General features: G+C 63.0%; 26 protein-coding genes. 14 read left to right on the top strand and 12 right to left on the bottom strand.

Features of this window, described 5'->3' with window-relative positions; all coding sequences use genetic code 11:
• Nucleotides 1-16: 16 nt before the first annotated feature.
• The 9 genes from AB4Y32_RS03535 (at nt 17) to AB4Y32_RS03495 (ending at nt 8014) form a co-directional block, all read left to right on the top strand.
• A complete protein-coding gene (locus AB4Y32_RS03535) occupies nt 17-1510 on the top strand; it encodes an NADH-quinone oxidoreductase subunit M (RefSeq protein ID WP_368720023.1) in 1494 nt (497 codons plus the stop codon).
• A 26-nt stretch (nt 1511-1536) separates the two neighbouring features.
• Complete coding sequence (gene nuoN, locus AB4Y32_RS03530; protein WP_368720022.1) at nt 1537-3015, top strand: NADH-quinone oxidoreductase subunit NuoN; 1479 nt, start codon at nt 1537-1539, stop codon at nt 3013-3015.
• Nucleotides 3015-3311, top strand: coding sequence for a DUF2818 family protein (locus AB4Y32_RS03525; protein WP_368720021.1), 297 nt, complete (start codon nt 3015-3017; stop codon nt 3309-3311). The genes nuoN and AB4Y32_RS03525 overlap by 1 nt, the downstream gene beginning before the upstream one ends.
• 40 nt (nt 3312-3351) lie before the next feature.
• Nucleotides 3352-3942: an NUDIX domain-containing protein gene (locus AB4Y32_RS03520; RefSeq protein ID WP_368720020.1), complete on the top strand. Its 591-nt coding sequence runs from the start codon at nt 3352-3354 to the stop codon at nt 3940-3942.
• 283 nt (nt 3943-4225) lie between these two features.
• Nucleotides 4226-4660, top strand: a complete 435-nt coding sequence (locus tag AB4Y32_RS03515) for a DUF1178 family protein (protein ID WP_368720019.1) — start codon at nt 4226-4228, stop codon at nt 4658-4660.
• A gap of 54 nt (nt 4661-4714) precedes the next feature.
• Nucleotides 4715-5911 (top strand): acyl-CoA dehydrogenase family protein, encoded by a 1197-nt coding sequence (locus AB4Y32_RS03510; protein WP_368720018.1) that lies wholly within the window; start codon nt 4715-4717, stop codon nt 5909-5911.
• Between the two features lie 10 nt (nt 5912-5921).
• Nucleotides 5922-7061, top strand: a complete 1140-nt coding sequence (locus tag AB4Y32_RS03505; protein ID WP_368720017.1) for an acyl-CoA dehydrogenase family protein — start codon at nt 5922-5924, stop codon at nt 7059-7061.
• Nucleotides 7062-7094: 33 nt separating this feature from the next.
• Nucleotides 7095-7553: a MaoC family dehydratase gene (locus AB4Y32_RS03500; RefSeq protein WP_368720016.1), complete on the top strand. Its 459-nt coding sequence runs from the start codon at nt 7095-7097 to the stop codon at nt 7551-7553.
• Entirely contained in the window at nt 7550-8014 is a 465-nt protein-coding gene (locus AB4Y32_RS03495; RefSeq protein ID WP_368720015.1) for a MaoC family dehydratase, read from the top strand. The genes AB4Y32_RS03500 and AB4Y32_RS03495 overlap by 4 nt, the downstream gene beginning before the upstream one ends.
• Nucleotides 8015-8086: 72 nt before the next feature.
• On the opposite strand, the gene AB4Y32_RS03490 is transcribed toward AB4Y32_RS03495, so the two are convergent.
• Nucleotides 8087-8788, bottom strand: coding sequence for a glutathione binding-like protein (locus AB4Y32_RS03490; protein ID WP_368720014.1), 702 nt, complete (start codon nt 8786-8788; stop codon nt 8087-8089).
• Nucleotides 8789-8797: 9 nt separating this feature from the next.
• On the opposite strand from AB4Y32_RS03490, the gene AB4Y32_RS03485 reads away from it, so the two are divergent.
• Nucleotides 8798-9160, top strand: coding sequence for a hypothetical protein (locus AB4Y32_RS03485; RefSeq protein ID WP_368720013.1), 363 nt, complete (start codon nt 8798-8800; stop codon nt 9158-9160).
• Nucleotides 9161-9477: 317 nt separating this feature from the next.
• Here the strand turns inward: AB4Y32_RS03485 and AB4Y32_RS03480 are convergent, their stop codons facing one another.
• From AB4Y32_RS03480 to AB4Y32_RS03460, 5 genes are all read right to left on the bottom strand, one after another.
• Nucleotides 9478-10728 carry an acyl-CoA dehydrogenase family protein gene (locus tag AB4Y32_RS03480; RefSeq protein ID WP_368720012.1) on the bottom strand — a complete coding sequence of 417 codons (1251 nt, stop codon included), beginning with the start codon at nt 10726-10728 and terminating at the stop codon, nt 9478-9480.
• 65 nt (nt 10729-10793) lie between these two features.
• Nucleotides 10794-11900: a phosphotransferase gene (locus AB4Y32_RS03475; RefSeq protein ID WP_368720011.1), complete on the bottom strand. Its 1107-nt coding sequence runs from the start codon at nt 11898-11900 to the stop codon at nt 10794-10796.
• Nucleotides 11901-11929: 29 nt separating this feature from the next.
• Nucleotides 11930-12664 (bottom strand): histidine phosphatase family protein, encoded by a 735-nt coding sequence (locus tag AB4Y32_RS03470; protein ID WP_368720010.1) that lies wholly within the window; start codon nt 12662-12664, stop codon nt 11930-11932.
• The gene (locus AB4Y32_RS03465; protein WP_368720009.1) at nt 12661-13449 is read right to left on the bottom strand and encodes an oxepin-CoA hydrolase, alternative type; all 789 of its coding nucleotides are present in this window, start codon (nt 13447-13449) and stop codon (nt 12661-12663) included. The genes AB4Y32_RS03470 and AB4Y32_RS03465 overlap by 4 nt, the downstream gene beginning before the upstream one ends.
• The gene (locus tag AB4Y32_RS03460; RefSeq protein WP_368720008.1) at nt 13449-15017 is read right to left on the bottom strand and encodes a 3-hydroxyacyl-CoA dehydrogenase; all 1569 of its coding nucleotides are present in this window, start codon (nt 15015-15017) and stop codon (nt 13449-13451) included. Before AB4Y32_RS03460 ends, AB4Y32_RS03465 begins: the two co-directional genes overlap by 1 nt.
• A gap of 172 nt (nt 15018-15189) precedes the next feature.
• Here AB4Y32_RS03460 and AB4Y32_RS03455 point away from each other — a divergent pair, with 172 nt between their 5' ends.
• On the top strand, nt 15190-15837 hold the full coding sequence (locus tag AB4Y32_RS03455) for a glutathione S-transferase family protein (RefSeq protein WP_368720007.1): 648 nt from the start codon (nt 15190-15192) through the stop codon (nt 15835-15837).
• A 76-nt stretch (nt 15838-15913) separates the two neighbouring features.
• Here the strand turns inward: AB4Y32_RS03455 and AB4Y32_RS03450 are convergent, their stop codons facing one another.
• Complete coding sequence (locus tag AB4Y32_RS03450) at nt 15914-17104, bottom strand: pyridoxal phosphate-dependent aminotransferase (protein WP_368720006.1); 1191 nt, start codon at nt 17102-17104, stop codon at nt 15914-15916.
• A gap of 170 nt (nt 17105-17274) precedes the next feature.
• Complete coding sequence (locus AB4Y32_RS03445) at nt 17275-17799, bottom strand: putative toxin-antitoxin system toxin component, PIN family (protein WP_368720005.1); 525 nt, start codon at nt 17797-17799, stop codon at nt 17275-17277.
• A gap of 57 nt (nt 17800-17856) precedes the next feature.
• Between AB4Y32_RS03445 and yaaA the strand changes: the two genes are divergently transcribed.
• The gene (gene yaaA, locus AB4Y32_RS03440) at nt 17857-18639 is read left to right on the top strand and encodes a peroxide stress protein YaaA (protein ID WP_368720004.1); all 783 of its coding nucleotides are present in this window, start codon (nt 17857-17859) and stop codon (nt 18637-18639) included.
• Nucleotides 18640-18669: 30 nt separating this feature from the next.
• A complete protein-coding gene (locus AB4Y32_RS03435) occupies nt 18670-19836 on the top strand; it encodes a M14 family metallopeptidase (protein ID WP_368720003.1) in 1167 nt (388 codons plus the stop codon).
• Between the two features lie 148 nt (nt 19837-19984).
• On the opposite strand, the gene AB4Y32_RS03430 is transcribed toward AB4Y32_RS03435, so the two are convergent.
• From AB4Y32_RS03430 to AB4Y32_RS03415, 4 genes are all read right to left on the bottom strand, one after another.
• A complete protein-coding gene (locus AB4Y32_RS03430) occupies nt 19985-20662 on the bottom strand; it encodes a BspC domain-containing protein (RefSeq protein WP_368720002.1) in 678 nt (225 codons plus the stop codon).
• Between the two features lie 200 nt (nt 20663-20862).
• Nucleotides 20863-21537 (bottom strand): energy-coupling factor ABC transporter permease, encoded by a 675-nt coding sequence (locus tag AB4Y32_RS03425; protein WP_368720001.1) that lies wholly within the window; start codon nt 21535-21537, stop codon nt 20863-20865.
• A gap of 69 nt (nt 21538-21606) precedes the next feature.
• Nucleotides 21607-22512: a DNA-binding response regulator gene (locus AB4Y32_RS03420; protein WP_368720000.1), complete on the bottom strand. Its 906-nt coding sequence runs from the start codon at nt 22510-22512 to the stop codon at nt 21607-21609.
• A gap of 198 nt (nt 22513-22710) precedes the next feature.
• Nucleotides 22711-23925, bottom strand: coding sequence for a DUF2863 family protein (locus AB4Y32_RS03415; protein WP_368719999.1), 1215 nt, complete (start codon nt 23923-23925; stop codon nt 22711-22713).
• Between the two features lie 263 nt (nt 23926-24188).
• Here AB4Y32_RS03415 and AB4Y32_RS03410 point away from each other — a divergent pair, with 263 nt between their 5' ends.
• A complete protein-coding gene (locus tag AB4Y32_RS03410) occupies nt 24189-25319 on the top strand; it encodes an AI-2E family transporter (RefSeq protein WP_368720531.1) in 1131 nt (376 codons plus the stop codon).
• Nucleotides 25320-25728 lie beyond the last annotated feature (409 nt).

The following is a 25728-nucleotide window of genomic DNA, read 5'->3' as shown; positions in this document are numbered from 1 at the left end:
GCTGGAGACACTTCACATGCACACGACGTTTCCGATTCTAAGTATCGCAATCTGGATGCCGATTATTTTCGGCCTGGTGGTTCTGGCCATCGGTTCAGATCGTAATCCCGGTCCTGCGCGCTGGATTTCGCTGATCGGCTCTGTCCTGAGTTTCATCGTGACGATTCCGCTGATCACGGACTTCGACTCGAGCACGGCAGCATTGCAGTTCGAAGAGAAGGCAAACTGGATCGAGCGCTTCAACATCACGTATCACCTTGGCATCGACGGTATCGCGATGTGGTTCGTCGTGCTGACGGCGCTCATCACGGTGATCGTCGTGATCAGCGCGTGGGAAGTGATCACGAAGAACGTCGCGCAGTACATGGCGGCGTTCCTGATCCTGTCGGGCATCATGGTCGGCGTGTTCTGCGCGGCCGACGGCTTGTTGTTCTACGTGTTCTTCGAAGCGACGCTGATCCCGATGTACATCATCATCGGTGTGTGGGGCGGGGCGAACCGCGTGTACGCGGCGTTCAAGTTCTTCCTCTATACGCTGATGGGCTCGCTGCTGATGCTGGTCGGCCTGCTGTACCTGTATACGCAGACGGGCACCTTCGATCTGGCGACGTGGCAAGCCGCGAAGCTGTCGATGACGCCGCAGGTGCTGCTCTTCATCGCGTTCTTCCTCGCGTTCGCCGTCAAGGTGCCGATGTGGCCCGTCCACACCTGGCTGCCTGACGCGCACGTGGAAGCGCCGACGGGCGGCTCGGTCGTGCTGGCGGCAATTATGCTGAAGCTGGGCGCATACGGTTTCCTGCGCTTCTCGCTGCCCATCGCGCCGGATGCAAGCCATTTCCTCGCGCCCGTCGTGATCACGCTGTCGCTGATCGCCGTGATCTACATCGGCTTCGTCGCGATGGTGCAGGCGGACATGAAGAAGCTGGTGGCGTATTCGTCGATCGCTCACATGGGTTTCGTCACACTCGGCTTCTTCATCTTCAACCAGCTCGGTACGGAAGGCGCAATCGTGCAGATGATCTCGCACGGCTTCGTATCCGGCGCGATGTTCCTTTGCATCGGCGTGCTGTACGACCGCATGCACTCGCGTCAGATCGCCGACTACGGCGGCGTCGTCAACACGATGCCGAAGTTCGCGGCGCTCGTGATGCTGTTCTCGATGGCGAACTGCGGCCTGCCGGGCACGTCCGGTTTCGTCGGCGAGTTCATGGTGATTCTGGCCGCTGTCCAGTACAACTTCTGGATTGCGTTCGGCGCGGCCGTGACGCTGATTCTCGGCGCGGCCTATACGTTGTGGATGTACAAGCGCGTGTACTTCGGCGCGGTTGTGAACGACCACGTGAAGAGCCTCGTCGACATCAACCGTCGCGAGTTCGTCATGCTGGCGGTGCTCGCCGCGTTGACGCTGTATATGGGCATCTATCCGAAGCCCTTTACCGAAGTGATGCACGTGTCGGTGGAAAACCTCCTCTCCCACGTCGCGCAGTCGAAGCTGCCGCTACCGCAGTAATGCAGAGCGGAGGAATTTAAAAGATCATGCAAAACGCTCCTATGACCGCCTTGTTGCCTGACGCGCTGGTGATGGCCGCCATCGTCGTCGCGTGGCTCAACGACACCTTTGCCGGGCCCGACAGCCGAAAGACGACGTATTTCATTGCGCTCGTTTCGTCGGTGGTGGCCGGCGTCTGGTTTGCCATCGAAGCCTTCGCGCCGGGTGCCGGGCCGCAGTACTTCTTCTCGCGCATGTATGTGGTCGATCCGTTCGCCAGCGTGATGAAGGCGGTCGTGTCGCTTGGCTACGCGCTGACGATCATCTACTCGCGCAAGTACCTGGAAGACCGCGGCCTGTACGAGGGCAACTTCTTCCTGCTCGGCATGTTTTCGCTGCTGGGCCAGCTGATCATGATCTCGGGCAACAACTTCCTGACGCTGTACCTCGGTCTGGAACTGATGTCGCTGTCGCTGTATGCGGTGATCGCGCTGCGCCGCGATGCCGCCCCGTCGAACGAAGCCGCGATGAAGTACTACGTGCTCGGCGCGCTGGCTTCGGGCTTCCTGCTGTACGGCATCTCGATGCTCTATGGCGCTACGGGCTCGCTCGAACTGAACGAAGTGCTGAAGGCTGTTGCATCGGGCCGGATCAACGACGTCGTGCTGCTGTTCGGCGTGATCTTCATCGTCGCGGGTGTCGCGTTCAAGATGGGTGCCGTGCCGTTCCATATGTGGGTGCCCGACGTCTATCAGGGCGCGCCGACCGCGATGACGCTGATCGTCGGCGGCGGCCCGAAGGTCGCGGCGTTCGCGTGGGGCCTGCGCTTCCTGGTGATGGGCCTGTTGCCGCTCGCCGTCGACTGGCAGGAGATGCTGGTCATCCTCGCAGCGTTGTCGCTGATCGTCGGCAACATCACGGGTATCGTCCAGCGCAACGTCAAGCGGATGCTGGCGTACTCGGCGATCTCGAACATGGGCTTCGTGCTGCTCGGCCTGCTGGCCGGCGTAGTCGATGGCAAGACGGGGTCGGCCGCGAGCGCATACGGCTCGGCGATGTTCTACAGCATCATCTATCTGCTGACGACGCTCGGCTCGTTCGGTGTCGTGATGCTGCTCGCGCGCCGCGAGTTCGAAGCCGAGACGCTCGACGACTTCAAGGGCCTCAACCAGCGTAGCCCCGTGTTCGCGTTCGTGATGATGGTGATGATGTTCTCGCTCGCCGGCATTCCGCCGACGGTCGGCTTCTACGCGAAGCTCGCGGTTCTCGAAGCGACGATGAACGCGGGTCTCACGTGGCTCGCCGTACTCGCTGTGATCACGTCGCTGTTCGGTGCGTTCTACTATCTGCGCATCGTGAAGCTGATGTACTTCGACGATCCCGTCGATACGACGCCGCTCGCGGGCGACGCCTGCAAGCGTACGCTGCTGGCACTGAACGGCGTCGCTGTGCTGGTGCTCGGCATCGTTCCCGGTCCGCTGATGTCGATCTGCCTGAACGCGATCTCGCACACGCTGCCGCTGTAATGTCGGCAGCGGGGTGGTTCGTCGTGCTGTTGGCGCTCGCGGGCGCGAACTTGCCGTTTCTGAATCAACGCCTGTTCGGTGTCGTGCCCTTGAGGGCCGCGAAGAAAAGCGCGTGGATCAGAATCGGCGAACTGATCGTGCTGTATTTCATTGTCGGCGCGCTTGGCTTCCTGCTCGAAGCGCGCGCCGGCAACCGCTTCGAACAGGGCTGGCAGTTCTACGCGATCACGTTCAGCCTGTTCATCGTGTTCGCCTTCCCGGGCTTCACGTTTCAATATCTCGTCAAACGGCGCTGACGGTTCCAGCCGTCGCGCCTCTCGCCGCAAGAGGCCGCACATGGCAGAACTTCCCGATCACGACGCTGCGCTCATCGAGACCTGCATCAAAAGCGAAGTGGCTTATCAAGGGCCCTTCATGACGGTCAAGTGCGATACCGTGCGCCTGCCCGACGGCAAAACCGCGACGCGCGAATACGTCAAGCATCCCGGCGCCGTGATGGTGATTCCTCTCTTCGACGACGGCCGCGTGCTGATGGAGAGCCAGTACCGCTACGCGATGGGCAAGGTGATGTACGAGTATCCGGCCGGCAAGCTGGACCCGGACGAAGACTCGCTGACCTGCGCAAAGCGCGAGCTGCTCGAAGAAACCGGCTATACGGCGCGCGAGTACGTCTATCTGACGCGTATTCACCCAATCATTTCGTACTCGACGGAGTTCATCGACATCTATGTCGCGCGCGGCCTGACGGCAGGCGAACGCAAGCTCGACGACGGTGAGTTCCTGGAAACATTTATTGCGAAGGTGACGGACGTGTCGGAATGGATACGCGCGGGTCAGCTGAGCGACGTGAAGACGATCATCGGCACGTTCTGGCTCGAGAAGCTTTTGTCGGGCGAGTGGCCGACGAACTCGGCAGAGGCGGGCTGATACGCTGCCCGCATCCACTCAGCGACCACCCGCAAAACGGCAGCCCTCGCGCTGCCGTTTTTCCTTCCCCGACGTTCGTTGTGGTGCGGGCCAGGGACGCTTCGACGCGTCGTGCACCAACGCGCTAAAATTACCGATCACCATGTTCTGCGTGCACCTCGTGCTTTGCGCAAATGTCGGAGCGTTATGTGACCCGGCCCGAGCCAAAGCAGAAGAATTTTAACGAACGATCGTTCACAAATTTCAATTTTGCGCTAAACTCATACGCAAGCCCTGACTCCACATGAAGGTCCTCGATCTACAGTGTCCGCACGATCATCGGTTCGAAGGCTGGTTCGCTTCCGCCGATGACTTCGAATCGCAGTTGTCCCGCAAGCTGATCGAATGTCCGATTTGCGGTGCGACCGAAGTGAGCCGTTTGCCGTCGGCGCCACGCCTGAATTTGTCGAAGGCGACGAACGCCACGACCGACAAGGCTCCCGCGAACGCTAGCGAATTGCAGGCGCACGTGATGCGTGCGCTGCGCGAGGTGCTGGAAAAGACCGAGAACGTGGGCGACCGCTTTGCCGAGGAAGCGCGGCGCATTCACTACAACGAAGCGCCCGCTCGCAGCATCCGGGGCGTCACGACGCCCGAAGATGCACGCGCCCTCGTCGAAGAAGGCATCGATGTGATGCCGCTGCCCGTACCCGCCGCACTGAAAGAGCCACTGCAATAGCCATCGATTGCAGTGCTCCTAGCGGCGACAGGCCGCGGCCAGGAGACACTGCGCATGGATCTGAACTATTCCCCCGCCGACGACGCGTTCCGCGCCGACGTCAGCGCCTGGCTCGAAGCGAATCTGCCTGACGAGCTGCGCGACACAGTCCTCAACCACAAACGTCTGAATCGCGACGACTTCGCGAGCTGGCACAAGCTGCTCGGCAAGCGGGGCTGGTCGGCGCCCGCGTGGCCCGTCGAATATGGCGGCCCGAACTGGAACGCGACGCAGCGCCATATCTGGGACGAAGAATGCGCCCGCATCGGCGCACCGGCGGTGTTGCCGTTCGGCGTGTCGATGGTCGCGCCCGTGCTGATGAAGTACGGCAGCGAAGCGCAAAAGCGTCGCTATCTGCCGCGCATTCTCGACGGCACCGACTGGTGGTGCCAGGGTTATTCGGAGCCGGGCTCGGGCTCGGACCTGGCGTCGCTGCGCACGCGTGCCGAACGCATCGGCGACCATTACATCGTCAACGGCCAGAAGACCTGGACGACGCTCGGCCAGCACGCCGACATGATGTTCTGCCTCGTGCGCACCGACGGCGGCGCGAAGAAGCAGGAGGGCATCTCGTTCCTGCTGATCGACATGAAGACGCCGGGCATCACCGTGCGTCCCATCATCACGCTCGACGAGGATCACGAAGTCAACGAAGTGTTCTTCGAGGACGTGAAGGTTCCTGTCGAGAATCTCGTCGGCGACGAGAACCGGGGCTGGACCTATGCGAAGTATCTGCTCGGACATGAGCGCACGAGCATCGCGCGAGTCGGCCAGTCGAAGCGGGAACTCGTGTTTCTCAAGCATCTCGCGCTGAAGCAGAAAAAGAACGGCAAGCCGCTGCTGCACGATCCGCTGTTTGCCGCGAAAGTGGCGAGCCTCGAGATCGAACTGATGGCGCTCGAAGTCACGGTGCAGCGTGTTGTGTCGAACGAAGCGGGCGGGCGCGGTCCGGGACCGGAGGCGTCGATGCTGAAGATCAAGGGCACGGAAGTGCAGCAGGGATTGACGGAGCTGATGTTCGAAGCCGTTGGCCCGCTTGCCGCGCCTTTCGATGTGCCGTTCCTCGAAGGCGAACGTGCGCACAGCATCGCGGGCGACGACGATGCCGCGCCGCTCGCCGCGTACTACTTCAACTATCGCAAGACCTCGATCTACGGCGGCTCGAACGAAATTCAAAAGAACATCATCGCGCAGATGATTCTTGGACTGTGAGGAGCGGCGCATGGACTTCAATTTCACCGACGAACAACAGCAACTCGCGGACGTGCTGCGCCGCTACCTCGACAAGCACTACGGCTTCGAAGCGCGTCAGGCGATCGTGCGCTCGAAAGCGGGCGTATCGAATGAGCACTGGTCCGCGTTCACCGAGCTCGGCTTGACCGCGCTGCCCGTGCCCGAAGCGCAAGGCGGTTTCAACGGCGGCACCGTCGACATGCTGGTCGTGATGCAGGAGCTGGGGCGCGCGCTCGTCGTCGAGCCGTACTGGTCGACGGCTGTCGGTATCGAAGCGCTGAAGCTGTCCGGTACGGGCGAAGGCGACGACGCCGCGCTGCTCGAACGCGCCGCACAAGGCGAGATCAAGCTCGCCGTCGCGTTTCATGAGCCGGGCGCGCGCTACGATCTGTTCGCGATCGAAACGAAGGCGACGCGTCGAGGCGACGGCTACGTGCTGAGCGGCACGAAGTCGGTCGTGCTGCACGGCGCGCAGGCCGATCATTGGATCGTGCCCGCGCGGCTCGACGGCGAAGTGGCGCTCTTCGTCGTCGCACGCGATACCGCGAGTACGCAGACCACCGCGCAAGTCACCGACTATCGGACGATCGACGGCCAGCGCGCAGCGACTCTCGCGTTCAACGCGACGCCGGCGCGCAAGTTGAACGGCAGGCATGCGGGCGCCACGGCGTTCGAGCACATCGCCGACTACGGCATCGTGCTGTTGTGCTCGGAGGCGATCGGCGCGCTCGATGCGCTGAATCACGCGACCGTCGAATACACGAAAACGCGCCAGCAATTCGGCGTGCCCATCGCGCGATTCCAGGTGTTGCAGCATCGGATGGTCGAGATGCTGATTCACACCGAGCAGGCACGTTCAGCGACGTATCTCGCGGCCGTGCGCTACAGCAGCGACGACGCGGAAGAGCGCCGCCGCGCGGTGTCCGCAGCGAAAGTGCGCGTGGGCCAGGCCGCGCGCTTCGTCGGCCAGCAGGCGGTGCAACTGCACGGCGGCATGGGCGTGACGAACGAGGTCGCGGCCGCGCATCTGTTCAAGCGCCTTGCGATCATCGAGACCACGCTCGGCGATGTCGATCATCATCTTGCGCGCTTTGCCGCGCTGCCGGGGTTCGCGACGGCCGACGCGTAAGCGCCGCCTTCAACATATGCAACGAGGTGACCGATGGGCTTGAGCTACGAGGACATGGAAGTCGGCAAGACATATGAAGTCGGCACGCACACGTTCACTCGCGACGAGATCATCCGCTTCGCGGAGCAGTACGATCCGCAGCCGTTCCATGTCGACGATACCGGTGCTGCCGCGTCGCCGTACGGCACGCTGATCGCGAGCGGCTGGCACGCGTGCTCGGTAATGATGGGCATGCTCGTGCGCAACATGCTGCAAGGCTCGACGTCGATGGGTTCGCCCGGCATCGACGACTTGCGCTGGTTCAAGCCCGTGCGCGCCGGCGACACGATCCGCATGACCAACAGCATCCTCGACAAGCGCGTATCGGCGAGCAAGCCCGATCGCGGCATCGTGTCGACGGAATGGCGGGGCATCAATCAGAGCGGCGAACTCGTGATCACGGTGCGTTCGAAGGCGATCTTCGGGCTGCGCAATCCCGGGGCGGCCGCATGACGCCCGAGCTGACCCTTGGCCATGCCGACGACGTGCGCGCGCTCATCGGCCAGTCGCCGCGCGTGAGCCATTGGGTCGAAGTCGATCAGGCGAGCATCGATCGCTTTGCTGTCGCGACGGGCGATCATCAGTGGATTCATGTCGACCTCGAGCGCGCCAAGCGCGAGTCGCCGTTCGGCGGACCGATCGCGCATGGCTTTCTGACGCTGTCGCTGATTCCGGCGCTGCTCGTCGGCACGTTCGGCTTCGAGCAGCGCATGGGCGTCAATTACGGGCTCAATCGCGTGCGCTTCACTGCGCCTGTGCCCGTGGGTTCGCAGTTGCGCGCGCGCTTTGCCGTGTCGGGCGTGACGGATGTCGAAGAGGGCGGCGTGCAGATCGTGTGGAATGTGATGCTCGAACGGCAAGGCAGCGAGCGCCCCGTGTGCGTCGCGGAGTTCATCACGCGACACTATTTCTAGCAACGCCCTCGAGCGCCGTTGCGATGTTGAACTTGAAAGCATCGCAAGGGCACGCATCACCGACGCATTCGCTCAGTGCTTCGCGTACTGAGTTGCGCCGAACAGCACTTCCTTCGCCTTTTCGTCCATCAAGGGCACGCGCTCCGACGCCAGCACTTCGACGCCGCGTTGCACGGCGGGGCGCGCGGCGATCTCTTCCTGCCAGCGCTTCACGTTTGGAAACTCGTCGATCTGCAAGCCCTGGTTCTGCCACGAGCGCGTCCACGGATACGTGGCGATATCCGCGATCGTGTAGTCGTCGCCCGCAAGATAGCGCGTCTTGCCGAGCTTCGTATCCATCACGCCATACAGGCGCTTTGCTTCGTTCGTGTAGCGGTTGATCGCGTATTCGATCGGCTGCGGCGCATACACGCGGAAGTGGTGCGTCTGGCCAAGCATCGGACCGATGCCGCCCATCTGGAACATCAGCCATTGCAGCGTTTCGTAACGTGCGGCGGGACCGGCGGGGAGAAATTTGCCCGTCTTTTCGGCGAGGTAGATCAGGATCGCGCCGGACTCGAACAGCGAAAACGGCTTGCCGTCCGCGCGCTTCGGTCCGTCGCTGTCGACGATGGCGGGAATCTTGTTGTTCGGGCTGATCTCCAGAAACTCGTGCGTGAACTGATCGCCGGCGCCGATGTTGATGGGATGCGCCTTGTATTCGAGGCGCGTCTCCTCGAGCATGATGTGAATCTTGTGTCCGTTCGGGGTTGCCCAGCTATAGACGTCGATCATCGTGGCTCCTTGTGTTTCGTTGTCAGCGACGCTGTTTGGTTTTGGTTTGCCTTTGTCGCTGGCATCCGCGATGCGCCTGGCGGCGCGGGCGTTGCCCCTGCGCGGGGCGGCGCCTACTTTTCTTTGCAGCGGCAAAGAAAAGCAGGCAAAAGAAAGCCGCTCACACCGCCAGCGCTTGACCTTTATCCACGGGCCCTCAACGTTCCGGGTTCTAATCGCGGCTTCAGTAACGACCGGCAAGCGCCTGCAAAAACGTACGTATACCAGCTTGAGCAGCGGCTGATCCTTTACGGCCTCAATCTGCAGCGCCTTGGCAAATCAACCGCGTATCGTGGCGGTACGTCACTCATCGCGGGATTGTGCGCCTCGTGACCAAGGTACTGATCGAGGCCCTGGAACGTTGAGAGCCCGTGGGTAAAAACTGGCACTGACGGCGTGAGCCCCTTTCTTTGCTTACTTTCTTTGCGGCTGCGGCAAAGAAAGTAAGTGCCGCCCCGCACCGGGGCAACCTTCGCGCCGCGTAGGCGCACACGCGGATGCCTGCGGCACGCCAAGCAAAACCCCAGCAAAAAACCGTCGCAGAGACAAAAAAATTAGACCACAGTTCGCCTGAGGCCGCTGACGCCGTGACAAGGGCGCCGCAAGTGTTCCGGATAGACAGCCGGGCACTGCAGCAGCGTTACCACGAACTAACTTCCAGCGTGAGAAGCGGACGCAGCACCCGCGTCCGCATATTTCGCGAGTTCAATCTTCGCAATCGCATTGCGATGCACTTCATCGGGACCATCGGCGAAGCGCAGCCAGCGTGCCGTCGTGTACGCATACGCAAGCGGAAAGTCGTCGCACATGCCCGCTGCGCCGTGTGCCTGCATCGCCCAGTCGATCACCTGGCACGCCATGTTCGGCGCGACGACCTTGATCATCGCGATCTCGCCGCGCGCGCCCTTGTTGCCGACGGTGTCCATCATGTACGCCGTCTTCAGCGTCAGCAGACGCGCCTGCTCGATCAGACAGCGCGCCTCAGCGATGCGCTCCTGCGTGACCGTCTGCGCGGCGATTGGCTTGCCGAACGCGACGCGTTGCAGCGTGCGCTTGCACATCAGTTCGAGCGCGCGTTCCGCGAGTCCGATCAGGCGCATGCAGTGGTGGATTCGCCCCGGCCCGAGACGTCCTTGCGCGATTTCGAAGCCGCGTCCTTCGCCCAGCAGCATGTTGGCGGCAGGCACGCGGACGTTGTCGAGCGTGATTTCCATATGGCCGTGCGGCGCCTCGTCGTAACCGAACACCGTCAGGGGACGATGCACGGTGACGCCCGTCGCGTCGGCGGGCACGAGAATCATCGACTGTTGCTGATGACGCGGCGCGTCGGGATCGGTCTTGCCCATCACGATGAAGAGCTTGCAGCGCGGATCGCCCGCGCCCGACGACCACCACTTGTGCCCGTTGATCACATACGTTTCGCCGTCGCGCACGATGCTCGTCTGAATGTTGGTCGCATCCGATGACGCGACTTCCGGCTCCGTCATCAGGAACGCCGAACGAATCTGCCCTTGCAGCAACGGCTCCAGCCATTCGCGTTTGTTCTCGTCGCTGCCGTAGCGCTCGACGGTCTCCATGTTGCCCGTGTCGGGAGCGCTGCAATTGAAGACTTCGGGCGCCCACGGCACGCGGCCCATGATCTCGCACAGCGGCGCGTACTCGAGATTCGTGAGACCCGCGCCGCGCTCGGAGTCGGGCAAGAAGAGATTCCACAGGCCCGCATCGCGAGCGCTTTGCTTCAGGCCTTCGATCAGCTCGGTCGGCAGCCACGCGTTGCCTGCTTCGCGATTGCGCGCGACCTCGTCGGCATAGGCCTGCTCGTTCGGATAAATGTATTCGTCGAAGAAAGCGAGCAGTTTCTCGCGCAATGCCTGGACCTTCGGGGTGTAGTCGAAATTCATCTTGCCCTCGTGGATGACTTTGAATCCGCTCTACAGACTGACTGAACGCCAGCGGCGACGTTCAATCAGCGCACTTTCTGCGAGTAGCGCCATGCGAGTTCGGCCATCGGCCGCGCGCGACGGCCTGCGTCGAGCGCCTGCTCGCTTGCCGCCGTGCCGTCGACCACGCGCTTCATGATCCCTTGCAGGATCGCCGCGATGCGGAACATGTTGTACGCGAGATAGAAGTTCCAGTCGCCGTGAATCGCGAAGCCCGTGCGCTCGCAATAGCGTTGCACGTACTGTGCCTCGTCGGGAATGCCGAGCGCGGCCCAGTCGAGCCCCGCGATACCGCGAAACTGCGCGGGATCGACGTGCCACGCCATGCAGTGATACGCGAAGTCGGCGAGGGGATCACCCAATGTCGACAGCTCCCAGTCGAGCACGGCGAGCACGCGCGGCTCGTGCGGATGAAAGATCAGATTGTCGAGCCGGAAATCGCCATGCACGACGGACGCACGCTCGCCCGTCGCTGTGGGCATGTGCTGCGGCAGCCATTCGATCAGGCGGTTCATCGCGTCGATCGGCTCGGTCTCCGATGCCAGGTACTGCTTGCTCCACCGGCCGATCTGCCGCGCGAAATAGTTGCCCGCCTTGCCATAGCCGGCAAGGCCCGCCGCCTCCACATCGACGCTGTGCAGCGCGGCGATCACGCGATTCATCTCGTCGTAGATCGCGCCGCGCTGCGCAGGCGTCATGCCGGGCAGCGACTGATCCCACAGCACGCGGCCCTGCACGAACTCCATCACGTAGAACGCGCGGCCGATCACGCTTTCGTCGTCGCACAGCGCGAGCATCTTCGCGACGGGCACGTCGGTGTCGCGCAGCGCATCCATCACACGGTATTCGCGTTCGATCGCATGCGCGGACGGCAGCAGTTTCGCGGAAGGGCCGGGCTTCGCACGCATCACGTACGAGCGCGCCGGCGTGATGAGCTTGAAGGTGGGATTCGACTGGCCGCCCGCGAACTGTTCGAGCGTCAGCGGCCCCGCGAAGTCTTCGATGTGCTGCGCGAGCCACACGGAAAGCACATCGACGTCGATGCGCTGCCGTTCGCTGACAGGCCGCGTGCCTTCGAAAGCGGAGTAGTCGGTATGAGTCGTCGATCCGGCTGGTGTCGCGTCTTGCGGCATGTCTCCTCCGTTGATGAACGATTGGACGACTAGCTACGTTTCGTTCGAGTGAATTGCGCGTAAAGCATTTCCATCGTCGTGTTGCGCACGTCGCGATGCAGCGGCGATGGCGGCGAGTGATTGATGAGCCGCACCACCCAGTCGCGCGGCGCGTCGCCCACGTCGAGCGCGTTGATGCAGCCCGTGGCCTGCGAGATATGGCCGAAGAACGTGCGGCCGCCTGCTGTCAATGCGTGCGACAGGATCGCGCGATTGACGCCGCCATGCAGCACGAGCAGCGCGACATCCCACGATGTGTCGTCGCGCAGCGCGGCCACGGCGGGCAGCACGCGATCGAACAGTTCGCCGATCGTCTCGCCGCCGAGAAAGCGCGTGTCTTCCGCGACGATGCCGTCGAACACGCCGAGGAACGCCGCTTCGAGATCGGCAGCGGGAATCGAGCCGGGCTTGCCGCTGCGTATCTCTTCCCACGCGGGCTCGATCTCCACTTGCTGATCCTGCCGGTTCATTTGCGCGAGCACGCGCTGCGCCGTCTCGACCGTGCGCGGCAAGCCGCTGACGATCACGCGATCGAAGCGCACGTTCTGCACGGCGAACGCGCGGCCCGCGGCGTCCGCCTGAGCGCAGCCGTTCTCGTTGAGCGGCACGCGTTCCGGATCGATGGTGTGGCCCGACGCATCGAAGTACGTAACGTCGCCGTGCCGCATCAGATAGATGCGGCGGCGCTTCGGCAACTGATAGCCCGATTGCGTCGGCGTGCTCATTTGTAGCGGGGCGCGCGCTTTTCGAGGAACGCCGTGATGCCTTCGAGCCCGTCGCGATGATGCAGCGACGCGACGAAGCTGTCGCGCTCCGCGACGAGGTGATCGGGCAGCGACTGCATGCCCGCCGCCGCGATCAGGCCTTTGATGCGCGCCTTCGCGTTCGGCGACACCTTGCCGAGATCGTCGGCCCATGCGATGGCTGCATCGCGCACGGCGCCCGGCTTCGCGAGCCGGTTCACGACCCCAAGCTCATGAAGACGCGTCGCGCCGATCGGCTTGCCTTCGATCAGCACTTCCGTTGCGACCTGGCGGGGCAACGCGCGCGCGAGAAACCACGAGCCGCCGCCGTCGGGCGTGAGGCCGACGCGCGCATACGACATCACGAACTTCGCGTCGTCGGCGGCGACGATCAGGTCGCATGCGAGCGCGAGGGAAAAGCCCGCGCCCGCCGCCGCGCCTTCGACGGCCGCGATCACGAGCTTCGACGAGGCCTGCAGCGCGGAGATCCATTCGCCGAGCAGATCGATGCTTTGCGCCTGCACGGACGGATCTTTCGCGCGATTTTCCAGCAAGCGGTTCAGGTTGCCGCCGGCGCAGAAGAACTGGTCTGCGCCCGTGATGACGACGGCACCGATCGACGGATCGCGCTCGGCCGTATCCATTGCTTCGATGCCGGCCGCGTACATGTCCGGGTGCATTGCGTTGCGCGCGCCCGGATTCGAAAGCGTCAGCAAGAGCGTCGATTCGCTTTCGGCGGGGCGGCTGGCGAGCAGTTCGGCGGCCATTATGCTTGCTCCTTTGCGTCGCTGTTGTCTGCTGCATCGGCCTGCGTCAGCGACATGCCGAGCTGCGCGCGGCGCGCGAGCCACGGCGACGGACGATAGCGCGGATCGCCGAGCACGCTGAAGATATTGCGCAGGATCGTGAGGATGGTTTGTGCGCCGAGCGCGTCGCCGAGCGCAAGCGGTCCCCTCGGATAGCCGAGGCCGAGCGTCACGGCGAGATCGATGTCCTGCGGCGAAGCGATCCTGCGTTGCGCGATATCGCAGCCGATGTTGACGATGGTCGCGACCACGCGTTGCGCGACGAAGCCCGTCGAATCATGGATCACGGTGACGGGCACACCGTCGTGCGCGAAGAGCGCATGCGCGGCATCGCGCGTGGCGCGCGTGGTCGCAGGCGTCGTCATCAGCGTGCGGCGTTGCGCGCCGACGAGCGGAAACAGCGTATCGATCGCGACGACGCGGCTCGCGTCCAGCTTTTCGTCGACGGCGGCCGTCGTTGCATCGAGACCGAGCGGCGTCACGACGATCAGCGAATCGGCGGCGGGCGTCGCGCCGTCGTCCACGGCGACGCCGGCCTTCGCGACGAGTTCGAGCACCGCATCGCGCGCGGCGGGCATGCGGTTGCTGACCCATACACGCTTGGGCAGTTCCGTCGGCGCGGGCGCTTCGGCATCTACCTGCTGCTTGCCGTCGACATACTTGTAGAAGCCTTCGCCCGCCTTGCGTCCGATCAGGCCGCCCGCGAGCCGCGTGCCCGTGATCGGCGACGGCGTGAAGCGCGGCTCTTCGTAGAACTGGTGATAGATCGATTCCATCACGGGATGCGATACGTCGAGCGCCGTCAGGTCGAGCAATTCGAATGGCCCGAGCCGGAAGCCCGCCTGCTCGCGCATGATGCGGTCGACGTCGACGAAGCTCGCGATGCCTTCGTCCGCGATCCGCAGGCCTTCCGTGTTCATGCCGCGGCCCGCGTGATTGACGATGAAGCCGGGCATGTCCTTCGCGCGCACAGGCGTGTGACCCATGCGGCGCGACAGATCCATCAGCGCGTCGCCGGCAGCGGGATCGCTGCGCAGGCCGTCGATCACTTCGACGACCTTCATCAGCGGCACCGGGTTGAAGAAGTGATAGCCGAACACGCGCGACGGGTCCGCGCATGCGGCCGCAATCGCCGTGATCGACAGCGACGACGTGTTCGACGCGAGGATGCAGCGCTCGCTGACGATGCCTTCCAGTTCCTTGAAGAGCCCGCGCTTCACGTCGAGTTTTTCGACGATTGCTTCGACGACGAGATCGCAGTCCTTGAGTTCATCGAGCGCGTTCGCGCCCGTCACGCAGGCGAGGGCGGCGAGCGAGCGCGAGTTGTCGAGCTTGCCTTTGGCGACGAGCTTCGCGAATGTGTCCGACAGGTAATCCCGCGCGGCGCCGACCGCGGTGGAATTGGTATCGTAGAGGCGGACCTTGAGGCCAGCGAGCGCGGCGATCTGCGCGATGCCGCGGCCCATCGCGCCCGTTCCGACGATGCCGACGGTGTCGATGCTGTACTGGCGAGAGGTGACGGATGACATGATGTGACTCACTCCATGGTTATTTTAAAATAGTGCGTTCGTTTCAGATCGATCGCGTTCGTCGCCTGACGCGGTGCGCGTCGGTTCCGGCGGCGCGCTGCGCGATGTGCGGAGGCGCAACGCGCGACGAACGACAAACGACTTTCGACAACCATCCGCAGGGAGACATTGGATGATCAAGCTGCACGGTTTTGCGCTGTCCAACTATTACAACAAAGTGAAGTTTGCGCTGCTCGAATTCGGCATTCCGTTCGAAGAAGTGCTTGTGATGCCGAGCCAGGACGAGGCGTTTCTCGCGCATTCGCCGCTCGGCAAGGTGCCGTTCATCGAAACGGAGCATGGCAGCCTGTGCGAGTCGCAGGCGATCATCGAATTTCTGGCTGCCGCCTACCCGGAAAAGGCGATGTTCTCGCCTGACCCCTGGGAAGCCGCGAAAGAGCGCGAGCTGATCACGTTCGTCGACGTGCATCTCGAACTGACGGCGCGCAATCTGTACAAGCAGGCGTTCTTCGGCGGCACGATCACCGATGCCACCAAGGGCCGCACCGAGAAACTGCTGATCCAACACATAAGCGGCTTCAGACGGCTTGCGAAGCTCACGCCGTATCTGCGCGGCGACCGGTTTAGCATCGCCGACGTCGCCGGGTTTGCGAGCCTGCCGCTCGTCGGCATGGCGACGCAGGCGATTTACGGACGCGATTTTCTGCTCGATGTCGGCATCGACTGGAAGCCGTACGTGAAGGCGATCAATGCGCGGCCGGCTGCGCAGCGCGTGACGGACGACCGCAAGGCGTACATCGAAGCGCAAAGGAAGAAGTGACGACGCGGGCGCGCTGAACCGCTTCGCGCGCGATGGCGAAGAACCGCGGTTCGTTCGCGACATCGCGCGCGCCATGTCAGAGACGCGCCAGTCGTTCGAGCGCGGTCGCGAGTGTGTCTTCTTTCTTCGCGAAGCAGAAGCGCACGACGCCCGATTCGTGCGGCTGGTGATAGAACGCCGACACGGGAATCGCCGCGACACCGATCTCGCTCGTCAGCCATTGCGCGAACCCGGCTTCGGGCATGTCGCTGATGGCCGAATAGTCGACGCACTGGAAATACGTGCCCGTGCACGGCAGCAGCTTGAAGCGCGTGCCTTCCAGGCCGGCGCGGAAGAAGTCGCGCTTCTTCTGATAGAACGCGGGCAGATCCAGATACGGCGCCGCGTCCTGCATGTAATGCGCGAGACCCAGTTGCATCGGCGTGTTGACCGTGAACACGTTGAACTGATGAACCTTGCGGAATTCGGACATCAACGGCGCCGGCGCGGCCACATAGCCGACCTTCCAGCCCGTCACGTGATACGTCTTGCCGAAGCTCGACACGACGAAGCTGCGCTGCGCAAGCTCCGGATAGCGCGCGACGCTCTCGTGCGGCGCGCCGTCGTAGACCATGTGCTCGTAGACTTCGTCGGACAGGATCAGCACGTTGGTGCCGCGCACGATCTCCTCGAGCTTCTTCATGTCGTCCGCGCGCCAGACCGTGCCCGTCGGGTTGTGCGGCGTGTTGATCAGGATCATGCGCGTCTTCGGCGTGATCGCGGCTGCGAGCCTGTCGAACGGAATCGCGTAGTCGGGTGCTTCGAGCGTCACGAAAACGGGCTTGCCGCCCGCAAGCTCGATCGACGGCAGATAGCTGTCGTAAGTCGGCTCGACGACGATCACTTCATCGCCCGGATGCACGGCGCACAGGATGGCCGTCAGAAGCGCCTGCGTTGCGCCTGCCGTCACGGTGATTTCCGTCGTCGCGTCGTAGCGGCGGCCGTACAGGCTTGAGATCTTGTCGGAGATGGCCTGGCGCAGCGGTGCGACGCCTGCCATCGGCGGATACTGGTTGTGACCGTCGCGCATCGCATTCGACACCGCCTCGACGATGCGCGGATCGCAATCGAAATCGGGAAAGCCCTGGCCGAGATTGACTGCGTCCTTTTCGACGGCAAGCGCGCTCATCACGGTGAAGATCGTCGTGCCGACATTCGGCAGGCGGGAGGGGAACGAAGGGGACGTGGTCGTCATGGGCGTGGTCGTCGTGTCGTGCGGTGCGTTCATCTCGCGGTCCGAATGCGGCGCCTGGTTGCCGAGGCCGCGGTCGTCGATGTGGTTGGAGTCGGGTGTGATGCTCGATTGTAGGGAAAATCTGCGCGGCGCATCTGCGAGCCGGGCTCGAAGCGCATGGGCCTTCAGCTGTTGGACCGCTTCAGGATGGCTTCGTGATGGCCTCAGGCCGCGGCGCACTCGTCGCTGGCGAGCGCGCACTCGGCGACGAACGGCGCAGGCTGCGCGATCCGGAAACCAAAATCGCGCGCAATCCGCTTCGCGAGCTTCAGCACTGCGCGATCCTTCGAAATCAGCCAGTCGGCCTGCACCGCGTGCGCAAGCTCGAGAAACTTCTGATCGTCGCGGTCCTTGCATTTGGGCAGCGGGCGCGCGTCGTCGACGTTGTCAGCGTGATCGGCGGAAACGGGCGGCTCGACGAGCGTCGACAGCCGCGCGAGCCTCGCGAGCGCGGCGGCTTTGTCGACGGCGCGCTTTTCGAATTGCGGATAGTCGAGCACGTGCGTCAGCTCGGCGAGACACCGCGCGTCGATCAGCGCGCGCAACGCACCGCGTTCGAGCGCGGCGAGAATGGGGCGCGTGTGCGGATCGTCGAACACGAGAATGTCGATCCACACGTTCGAATCGAGCACGACAGCGGGCGTGGCCGCGGAGGCGTTCTGTTGAGGCAAGGCAGGGGTTTCGGGCATTCGTTACAATCTGGCTTTCGTCTTTGACCGCCAGGCACGGCGTGCCTGAAAGCCTCTATGATAATCGTTCTGTCGCCGGCCAAATCGCTCGACTACGACACCCCGCCGCACGTCAAGAAGCACACTATCCCCGATTTTGTCGATGACGCCGCCGAACTGATCGGCGATCTGCGGCGTCTGTCGCCGCAAGACATTGCGTCGCTGATGGACATTTCCGATCAACTCGCGCATCTGAACTTTCAGCGTTACGCCGACTGGTCGCCGAAATTCGACTCGTCCAATTCGAAGCAGGCCGTGCTCGCGTTCAACGGCGACGTGTACGAAGGCTTCGATGCGAAGTCGCTCTCCGCATCCGATCTCGACTACGCGCAGCAGCATGTGCGCGTGCTGTCAGGCCTGTATGGGCTCTTGCGTCCTCTCGATCTGTTGCAGCCTTACCGGCTCGAAATGGGCACTCGCTTTGCGAACCAACGCGGCAAGGATCTGTACGCGTTCTGGGGCGAGCGGATCACGCAGGCGCTTAACCGGCAGCTTGAGAAAAAGGCCGGTGATTCGCGCGTGCTGATCAATTGCGCGTCGACGGAATACTTCAGGTCCGTCAAGCCGAAGCTGCTCGCCGCGCCCGTCGTCACGCCCGTGTTCGAGGACTGGAAGGGCGGCCGCTACAAGATCATCAGCTTTCACGCGAAACGCGCGCGCGGGCTGATGGCGCGCTTCGCGGTAGAGCATCGCCTCGATGCGCCCGAGCAGCTCAAGGGCTTCGATGCGGAAGGCTATGGGTTCGACGCCGACGCATCGAACGATTCCACTTACGTATTTCGCCGGCGCATCGCGGACTGACGCCGCGCCACGAGAGCAGGAAAAGAGATCATGACGTTATCCATTACGAGCAACTTCGATGCCGGCGCGATCGAAGTCCTGTCGTGCGAGCAGGCCGACAACATCCGTTTGCGCGTGCGTCCCGACAGCCACGCCGACTTTGCGCAGTGGTTCTATTTCCGTCTGACGGGCGCGCGCGGCGAGCGCTGCGTGATGACGTTCGAGAACGCCGCCGACTGCGCGTTCGCCGAAGGCTGGCGCAACTATCAGGCATGCGCGAGCTACGACCGCGTGAACTGGTTCCGCGTGCCGACCTCGTACGACGGCCGCGTCCTCACCATCGATCACACGCCCGATTTCGACAGCATCTATTACGCGTACTTCGAGCCGTATAGCGAAGAGCGCCACTCGGAATTTCTCGGCGCTGTCCAACAGATGCCGCATGCCGCGCTGACGGAACTCGGCAAGACGGTCGAAGGGCGGCCGATGTCGCTGCTGACGCTCGGCACGCCGACGCTGCTCGACGACGGAACGCTGAAGCAGAAGAAAAAAATCTGGATCATTGCTCGCCAGCATCCGGGCGAGACGATGGCCGAATGGTTCGTCGAAGGGCTGGTGAAGCGGCTCGCGGGGTGGGGCGACTGGTCAGGTGACCCGGTCGCGCGCAAGCTCTACGATTACGCCGACTTTTTTATCGTGCCGAACATGAATCCCGACGGCAGCGTTCACGGCAATCTGCGCACGAATGCGGCGGGCGCCAATCTGAATCGCGAATGGATGGAGCCGGACGCCGCGCGCAGCCCCGAAGTGCTGCTTGTGCGCGACGCGATTCACGCGACCGGCTGCGATCTGTTCTTCGATATTCACGGCGACGAAGCGTTGCCGTATGTATTCGTTGCGGGCTCCGAAATGCTGCCGGGATTTACCGAGCGGCAACGGCAGGAACAGACGGCGTTCGTCGAAGGCTTCAAGCGCGCGAGTCCCGACTTCCAGGACAAGTATGGTTATGAAGCGAGCAAGTATCGGCAGGATGCGCTCAAACTTGCATCGAAGTACATCGGCAACGAGTTCGGCTGCTTGTCGCTGACGCTGGAAATGCCGTTCAAGGACAACGCGAATCTGCCCGACGAACGCGTGGGCTGGAACGGCGAGCGCAGTGCGTCGCTCGGCGCGGCGATGCTGCAGGCGATCCTTTGGCATATGGAGGCGTTTGCCTGACGGCGCTTCGCTGCTCGTACGCATCGAATTGACGCGCAGTAAAGGTGTGCAAAAAAGTATGCAAAAAAAAGCGAGGCCACGCATGATGTGTGGCCTCGCTTTTTACTGGTCGTTTGATCGGACGTTCGACGCTGCCGTCAAGCGAGCGTCATTGCTTTTTCTTTGCCGCCGATTTCTTCGTGCTTGCCTTTGAGGCATTGCTCTTTGTCGCGCTGCTTTTGGTCGTGACCGCCTTGCCCGACGATTTACTGCTCTTTTCGCTAGCCGGTTTGCTGGCTGCGCCGCCCTTCGTCGATTTTCCGCCCGACTTCTTCTTCGAGCCCTTGCCGCCGGCCGCGTGCTTGCCTTTCGTGCCGTGCGAGTCCCGCGCGTGCAACGGCGGCACAGGATCGTTCCAGCTGAACGCGAGCATCTGCGGCCCGACATAGCCGCAGCGGAACTTGAGTTGCGACGGATCGCCGCCGCCTTGCGGAATGCCGAGACCTTCGACGGTCACGATGTTGTCGACCTTGACCTTCTGCTTGCCTTCGTCGAACGAATCGTTCCAGGGGGTGATGGCCGCATGCGCGCTATCGAACGAGCTGGGCGGAAACTCCACGTGATCGAAAGCCGTCGATGTGCTCGCGACGAAATTGCCATGCGCGGCGCAATCCGCGACAAGCGGATCGGCGTGCATTTCGTTGACGAATTTGTTGACGAGGTCGTTGTGCTGCCCGAGCTGATCGGCGAAGGCGGGCATAGCGCACGCGAGCGATGCGCTCGCAGCCCACACCGCTAACCGGCCGACCAACCGCAGCAATCGGCGCGGTGCGTTGGTGCGTTCCATCTATCTGGGTAAAAAATGCTGTGGAGACTTCAGGCACATAAGATGCCCATCGACGGGGTTGAGTTCAATCCTGGCAGAAATATTTTGCGGCGTCGTCGTGAGGCAACTCAAGCAGAGATGGGTGAGCCTGTGCCGCTTGCGTGTCAGCCTGCAGACGCGCAGGCGTGGGCGTTTCAGACATCGGTTAACTCCCGAAGCACTCAGGTGCGCGGGCCGCCGAGACGATAGCGCCGCACATCATAAGTCGTGACCCAGGCCGGACGATAGACGGCGATCAAGGCCGTCGACATGCCTGTGAACCACGATTCGCCCGAGGCAAGCAGGAACACACTAAACACATAGCCGGCCGGGATAACGGACATCGAACCGTCGGCAAGCGCGATATGCGTTCCCAGTGCAACCGCCGACGCAACCGAAACGGCAATGGCAGGCGAGACGAATCCCTGCCCGAAGATGAACATGAACAGATTGCGCGGCAGCCACGCGATGCTTGCGCGCTGTAGAAGCGTCGACACGCCGACGGGCACTGCGCCGAATACGAGGAACGTGAGCGCGATGCCTTGCCACGGTGCATCGAAGACGACGGCGGCGAGGCCGGTGACGACGGCCATCGCGATCAGCGCAAGACCCCAGTCGAACAGCGTGACGACGAGCGTTGCGCCGAGCAGGTGAATCACGGTGCCGTCTTCGAGCCATGCGTTCGTCGCCCACAGCACCGATACGGCGACGATGATCGCGAGCCACACATGCTGAAGCACGGGTTCCTGCAATCGCTTGAATGGGTTCTTCCAGAACGTGAGCGCGAGCAGAGCCGCAGCGGCGATCCAGCCACCGACAGCGACCCACAACGGAAGCGGCGTATAGAGGAAACCCATGTCTTCATATTACTCGTTGAAGGCCCAAAGGTGTGAGCGGATTCCGTGCCAGCAACGTTTTATGTCGATTCACGGTTGCTTCCTTTCGACCTTTACATCGCCTTCGTCGGACGCGCGGCTCTTGCGGCGTGCACCGTAAGGCGTCGTCGCTTCGGCCGCCATCGGTAGCGCATTCGGGTTGTCGTTGGCAGGCAACGGATACCGGAACGTGCGCGGCTTGCGCTGACGAAGCGGCGCGACGTTCGACGTCACGCGCGCGGGCCGTGGGATGCGATTGTGTCCGCTGCGCAGCACTTCGAGCTGCGCGGTGAGCCAGCCGTTGTAGATGGCGACGGCGGCTGCGCGGTTCGGTGCGCCGAGCTGCTGGAAGATCGTCGCCAGATGGATTTTCACGGTGCCCTCGCTGATGCCTAATGCGCGTGCGATCATTTTATTCGTGCTGCCCATATGGACGCAGCGCATGATCTGTTCCTGTCGCGGCGAAAGGCCGCCCGCGAAGCGCGGCCGCTTCGACGGCTTCGGTATCAGTTCGAGCGAGCGCACTTCCGTCCGAGGACGTGCCGGCTTGCCGCCGTGCGTCGGCGTGTCGAGCGACAGTGCGTCGGCCGGGATGTAGTGACAGCCAAGCAGAACCATTTCGAGCGCGCGCACGATCACGCGTGGATCGGTCGTGCGTGGAATGACACCGAGCACGCCTTTTTCGACGAGCGCGCGCACGTGAGCCGGCGATATATCGTCGACCAGCACTGCGACAGGCAGGCCCGGATGGTTGGCGAGCAGCGCGCGTGCGTCGGCGGGCGACATCCAGTCTTCCCAGTCGATCAGTAGCAGGTCCGGCTCGAGGCGCCGCAACGTGCGCTCGGCCTGTGGCCAGTCCTGCGCTTCGCCGAAGCGTGCCTGTCGGTCGATTTGCCGCAGAAGCGCCTTGAGTCCTTCCCTGCGTTCGGCGTCCGAGTTGAGAACTGAAAATCGCATGCACTGCCTCCTGATCGATCGGTCGTGGCGGCGCGTTGCACACGACGAGATTGTCGTCGTGCAGCGATGCACCATCGCAACGATGATGACAAATTCCCTGTCTCGTGGCGGCCTGTCCAGGTGGCATAGGACGAGTGCCATAAAAAAAGCCCCGCATTCAGCGGGGCTTGATTCGATGCAGAGAAAATTCTGAAGTGATCAGTGGAAATGCGGTTGCGCGGGCTCGGCATCTTCGGGCATTTCAGCGTGAACGATCTCGCCGAGCGGATCTGCATAAAGCGGCACGCCGCAGTCGTCACAATATTCCGGCTCGAAGCGGCCCGCGTGACGGCGAATTTCGGTGATGCCCGTTTCTTTCAGCAGCGCGACGATGTCTTCGAGCGGGCCGTCGCTCGCCATTGCTTCCTGCGGTTCTTCGTCGATGCCCGGGTCGCCGTTCTCGCGGCCGTACAGCGGCCACACGACGCCGTAGATGACATCGTTGCTGCCGCGGCGCGTGAATCCGATGCGGTATTCGTCGATGCGCCGCTCGCCGAAGCCCGCGACCACCGCGCGCAATTCGTCGGGCGTCGCGCCGATCGTGTCGAACAGATAGCGCACTGCCGTGCGCACGGTGTACGGGCGCACGCGCTCGTCGGCGTCGCGGCAGGCCGAGTAATACGCATCGGGCAACAGGCATTCGAACTCGCAGCCCGGCAGCACGACGGCCAGGTTGGCGCCGCCTTGCGTGGCCCATTGCTCGAGACACTGGCCGCGCTCGATGCGCGAGCCGTGCTCTTCTTCCTGCCAGCGGAACACGGGCGCGCCGACAGGCGCCGCGACGACGGCCAGCAGGAAGCGCGGATCGGCAAGAATGGGTGATGTTTCCGGCAGCTCGCCGAAGTTGATCTTCGCGTTGCCGCCGCCGACGGCCGCCTGCGCGAGTTGCTGCGCGAGGCGCCACGTTTCGACGTGGTGACGCGGCAACTGGTCGATGCTATACATGAACGGCGCCATTGCGACGCGGGTGCCATCGGCCAGCACATGCGCCTGCAGATGCGCGCGCAGCGCGTCGGCGGCATCGCCTTTGAGCGAGCCCGACGGAATCACATAACGCGTCCACGCCAGCACGGGCGCGGCGATCAGCAACGCTTCGTACTGGACGCCGTCGTGCTCGACGGTCAGCGATTCGCTGTGCGTTTCGGCCATGTCAGCGAGGGCGCCGTAGGCGTCCGGATGATTCTGCTGAAGATGGTCGAGCGCAGCGTCGAGGGTCGTCTGGTTGCCGTTGCGGACTATTTTTGCGAGCAGCGCGTCCAGCTTGGCTTCCCAGAAGCGATCCTCGGTGCGGCTGCCCGAGGCGAAAAGCGCGAGCGAAAGACCGACCAGCTTGTCGGCATCGGGAGGGAGACGTTTGGCGATTCGCGAGCGCATAAATCCGGAGGTTGTGTGCAGAGAACCATATATTCTAGTCCTTTCTGCGTCGACATATTATCGACACGCATTGCTGGCAGTCGTTGGCCCGTCGCGCGGGCGTCTCGCCGCCGCGAGAGGGCGGGTGACGACGCGTTCTGTCAGCATCGTTGCCGCCGATCAGTGCTTTCGTTGGCGCTTTCCTATACTTTTTTGCGGACGTTTGGCTATCTGCGCGTTGGTCGCCGCGGTCTGGCCGGAATGGCAATCGGGAGAGGCGCATGGTGAAATCGGACCAACTGATCGAGCGGCTCGCAGCCGTGTTCGCGCTGCTGCTGCTGGTCGGCGGCTCGCTGCTGGTGCTGGCGCCGTTCACGACGGCGCTGCTGTGGGGCGCGATTCTCAGCTACAGCTCGTGGGGGCTATATCGCAGATTGTCCGCGACTCTCGGCGGACGGCGTAAATGGGCCGCGACGCTGATCGTGCTCATCATTCTCGTCGTCGTGCTGGGGCCATTCGTCTATGCGGGTTTTGCGCTGGGCGCGCATGCGAAGGACATCACCGCGTTCGTCGAGCGTCTGATGAATTCGGGCTTGCCGGATTTGCCGGATTGGGTCGCGCGCGTTCCGCTTGTCGGCTCGAATATTGAGTCGTTCTGGGAGCGCGTGACGAGCAGCAACTCGGAAATGGTCGCACAGCTGCGCGTGCTGGCCGCGCCGGCCGGCAAGTGGATACTCGCTGCGGCGCTCGCCGTCACGCACGGTCTCGGAATGCTGGCGCTCAGCATCATCCTCACTTTCTTCTTCTATACGGGCGGCGAGGGCGCTGCCGCGTGGCTCAACGCGGGCATGCGCCGCGTTGCGGGCGAGCGCGCCGACTATCTGCTGACTTTGGCGGGCAGCACGGTAAAGGGCGTGGTGTACGGCATCCTCGGGACGGCGCTCGTGCAGGGCGTGTTGGCCGGTTTCGGCTGCTGGATCTCGGGCGTGCCGGCGCCGGCGCTGCTTGGGCTCGCGACTTTCTTCCTGTCGGTGATTCCCGGCGGGCCCGTCGTGGTATGGCTGCCCGCCGCGATCTGGCTTTATCACGGCGGCGAAACGGGCTGGGCGATCTTTCTCGTGGTTTGGGGCGTGCTGGTCGTCGGCATGTCCGATAACGTCATCAAGCCTATCCTGATCGGCAAAAGCAGTGACATGCCGCTGATCCTCGTGATGCTCGGCATTCTGGGCGGCGCGTTCGCGTTTGGTTTCCTCGGCGTGTTTATCGGGCCGACGCTTCTTGCTGTGGCTTATACGGTGCTACACGACTGGACGATCGGTTCACCCGACGCTCGCGAATTGGCGGCGAGAATGGGCAGCCAATCTTCCGACGCGGTGACGCAAGTGGAGAAGGCGCCGGGTACGTCGAGCAAATAGCGGTGGATAAAAAACTTCCGCCCACGCCCTTGTCATTGGGCCTTGGATGGCCTAAGATTCGCGTCCTTCGCTGGGGCGCGCGGTTTGCGGCGCGACGCGGCGAGGGCCGCGGCAGAAACGGCGCGGTGGTGTAGTCGGCGGGGTTTCAAGCGATGATGCAAAAAACCTGTTGACGAATACCGGAAGGTTCTTCATAATCTCGTTTCTCTGCTGCTGATGCAGCAACGCAGCGAAGGCAAGGCGCCTCGTGCGAATGTTCTTTAAAAACTAACAGCCGACAGATGTGGGTGCTCGATGACGGCGCGCGGCGATTTTCCGGAATTGCCGAAGGCAAAAGTAATCGAGTCTCACACAGAAAGAAATTGAGGAAGGTTTGAGGGGTTGAGAAACCCGCTCGAACCATCTGTCA

Source organism: Paraburkholderia phymatum, from assembly GCF_040965635.1.
In the GTDB taxonomy this organism is placed as follows: domain Bacteria; phylum Pseudomonadota; class Gammaproteobacteria; order Burkholderiales; family Burkholderiaceae; genus Paraburkholderia; species Paraburkholderia phymatum_B.
This window is presented reverse-complemented; position numbering and strand designations above follow the sequence as displayed.

What these genes read in the sequence shown, in the direction of transcription:
- AB4Y32_RS03480 (WP_368720012.1), bottom strand. Translation starts at nt 10,728, where the DNA reads ATGAATTTCGACTACACCCCGAAGGTCCAGGCATTGCGCGAGAAACTG.
- AB4Y32_RS03535 (WP_368720023.1), top strand. Translation starts at nt 17, where the DNA reads ATGCACACGACGTTTCCGATTCTAAGTATCGCAATCTGGATGCCGATT.
- yaaA (WP_368720004.1), top strand. Translation starts at nt 17,857, where the DNA reads ATGATAATCGTTCTGTCGCCGGCCAAATCGCTCGACTACGACACCCCG.
- AB4Y32_RS03435 (WP_368720003.1), top strand. Translation starts at nt 18,670, where the DNA reads ATGACGTTATCCATTACGAGCAACTTCGATGCCGGCGCGATCGAAGTC.
- AB4Y32_RS03495 (WP_368720015.1), top strand. Translation starts at nt 7,550, where the DNA reads ATGACGCCCGAGCTGACCCTTGGCCATGCCGACGACGTGCGCGCGCTC.
- AB4Y32_RS03465 (WP_368720009.1), bottom strand. Translation starts at nt 13,449, where the DNA reads ATGGCCGCCGAACTGCTCGCCAGCCGCCCCGCCGAAAGCGAATCGACG.
- AB4Y32_RS03455 (WP_368720007.1), top strand. Translation starts at nt 15,190, where the DNA reads ATGATCAAGCTGCACGGTTTTGCGCTGTCCAACTATTACAACAAAGTG.
- AB4Y32_RS03430 (WP_368720002.1), bottom strand. Translation starts at nt 20,662, where the DNA reads ATGGAACGCACCAACGCACCGCGCCGATTGCTGCGGTTGGTCGGCCGG.
- AB4Y32_RS03425 (WP_368720001.1), bottom strand. Translation starts at nt 21,537, where the DNA reads ATGGGTTTCCTCTATACGCCGCTTCCGTTGTGGGTCGCTGTCGGTGGC.
- AB4Y32_RS03490 (WP_368720014.1), bottom strand. Translation starts at nt 8,788, where the DNA reads ATGATCGACGTCTATAGCTGGGCAACCCCGAACGGACACAAGATTCAC.
- AB4Y32_RS03475 (WP_368720011.1), bottom strand. Translation starts at nt 11,900, where the DNA reads ATGCCGCAAGACGCGACACCAGCCGGATCGACGACTCATACCGACTAC.
- AB4Y32_RS03415 (WP_368719999.1), bottom strand. Translation starts at nt 23,925, where the DNA reads ATGCGCTCGCGAATCGCCAAACGTCTCCCTCCCGATGCCGACAAGCTG.
- AB4Y32_RS03505 (WP_368720017.1), top strand. Translation starts at nt 5,922, where the DNA reads ATGGACTTCAATTTCACCGACGAACAACAGCAACTCGCGGACGTGCTG.
- AB4Y32_RS03510 (WP_368720018.1), top strand. Translation starts at nt 4,715, where the DNA reads ATGGATCTGAACTATTCCCCCGCCGACGACGCGTTCCGCGCCGACGTC.
- AB4Y32_RS03420 (WP_368720000.1), bottom strand. Translation starts at nt 22,512, where the DNA reads ATGCGATTTTCAGTTCTCAACTCGGACGCCGAACGCAGGGAAGGACTC.
- nuoN (WP_368720022.1), top strand. Translation starts at nt 1,537, where the DNA reads ATGCAAAACGCTCCTATGACCGCCTTGTTGCCTGACGCGCTGGTGATG.
- AB4Y32_RS03525 (WP_368720021.1), top strand. Translation starts at nt 3,015, where the DNA reads ATGTCGGCAGCGGGGTGGTTCGTCGTGCTGTTGGCGCTCGCGGGCGCG.
- AB4Y32_RS03450 (WP_368720006.1), bottom strand. Translation starts at nt 17,104, where the DNA reads ATGAACGCACCGCACGACACGACGACCACGCCCATGACGACCACGTCC.
- AB4Y32_RS03445 (WP_368720005.1), bottom strand. Translation starts at nt 17,799, where the DNA reads ATGCCCGAAACCCCTGCCTTGCCTCAACAGAACGCCTCCGCGGCCACG.
- AB4Y32_RS03515 (WP_368720019.1), top strand. Translation starts at nt 4,226, where the DNA reads ATGAAGGTCCTCGATCTACAGTGTCCGCACGATCATCGGTTCGAAGGC.
- AB4Y32_RS03500 (WP_368720016.1), top strand. Translation starts at nt 7,095, where the DNA reads ATGGGCTTGAGCTACGAGGACATGGAAGTCGGCAAGACATATGAAGTC.
- AB4Y32_RS03470 (WP_368720010.1), bottom strand. Translation starts at nt 12,664, where the DNA reads ATGAGCACGCCGACGCAATCGGGCTATCAGTTGCCGAAGCGCCGCCGC.
- AB4Y32_RS03520 (WP_368720020.1), top strand. Translation starts at nt 3,352, where the DNA reads ATGGCAGAACTTCCCGATCACGACGCTGCGCTCATCGAGACCTGCATC.
- AB4Y32_RS03460 (WP_368720008.1), bottom strand. Translation starts at nt 15,017, where the DNA reads ATGTCATCCGTCACCTCTCGCCAGTACAGCATCGACACCGTCGGCATC.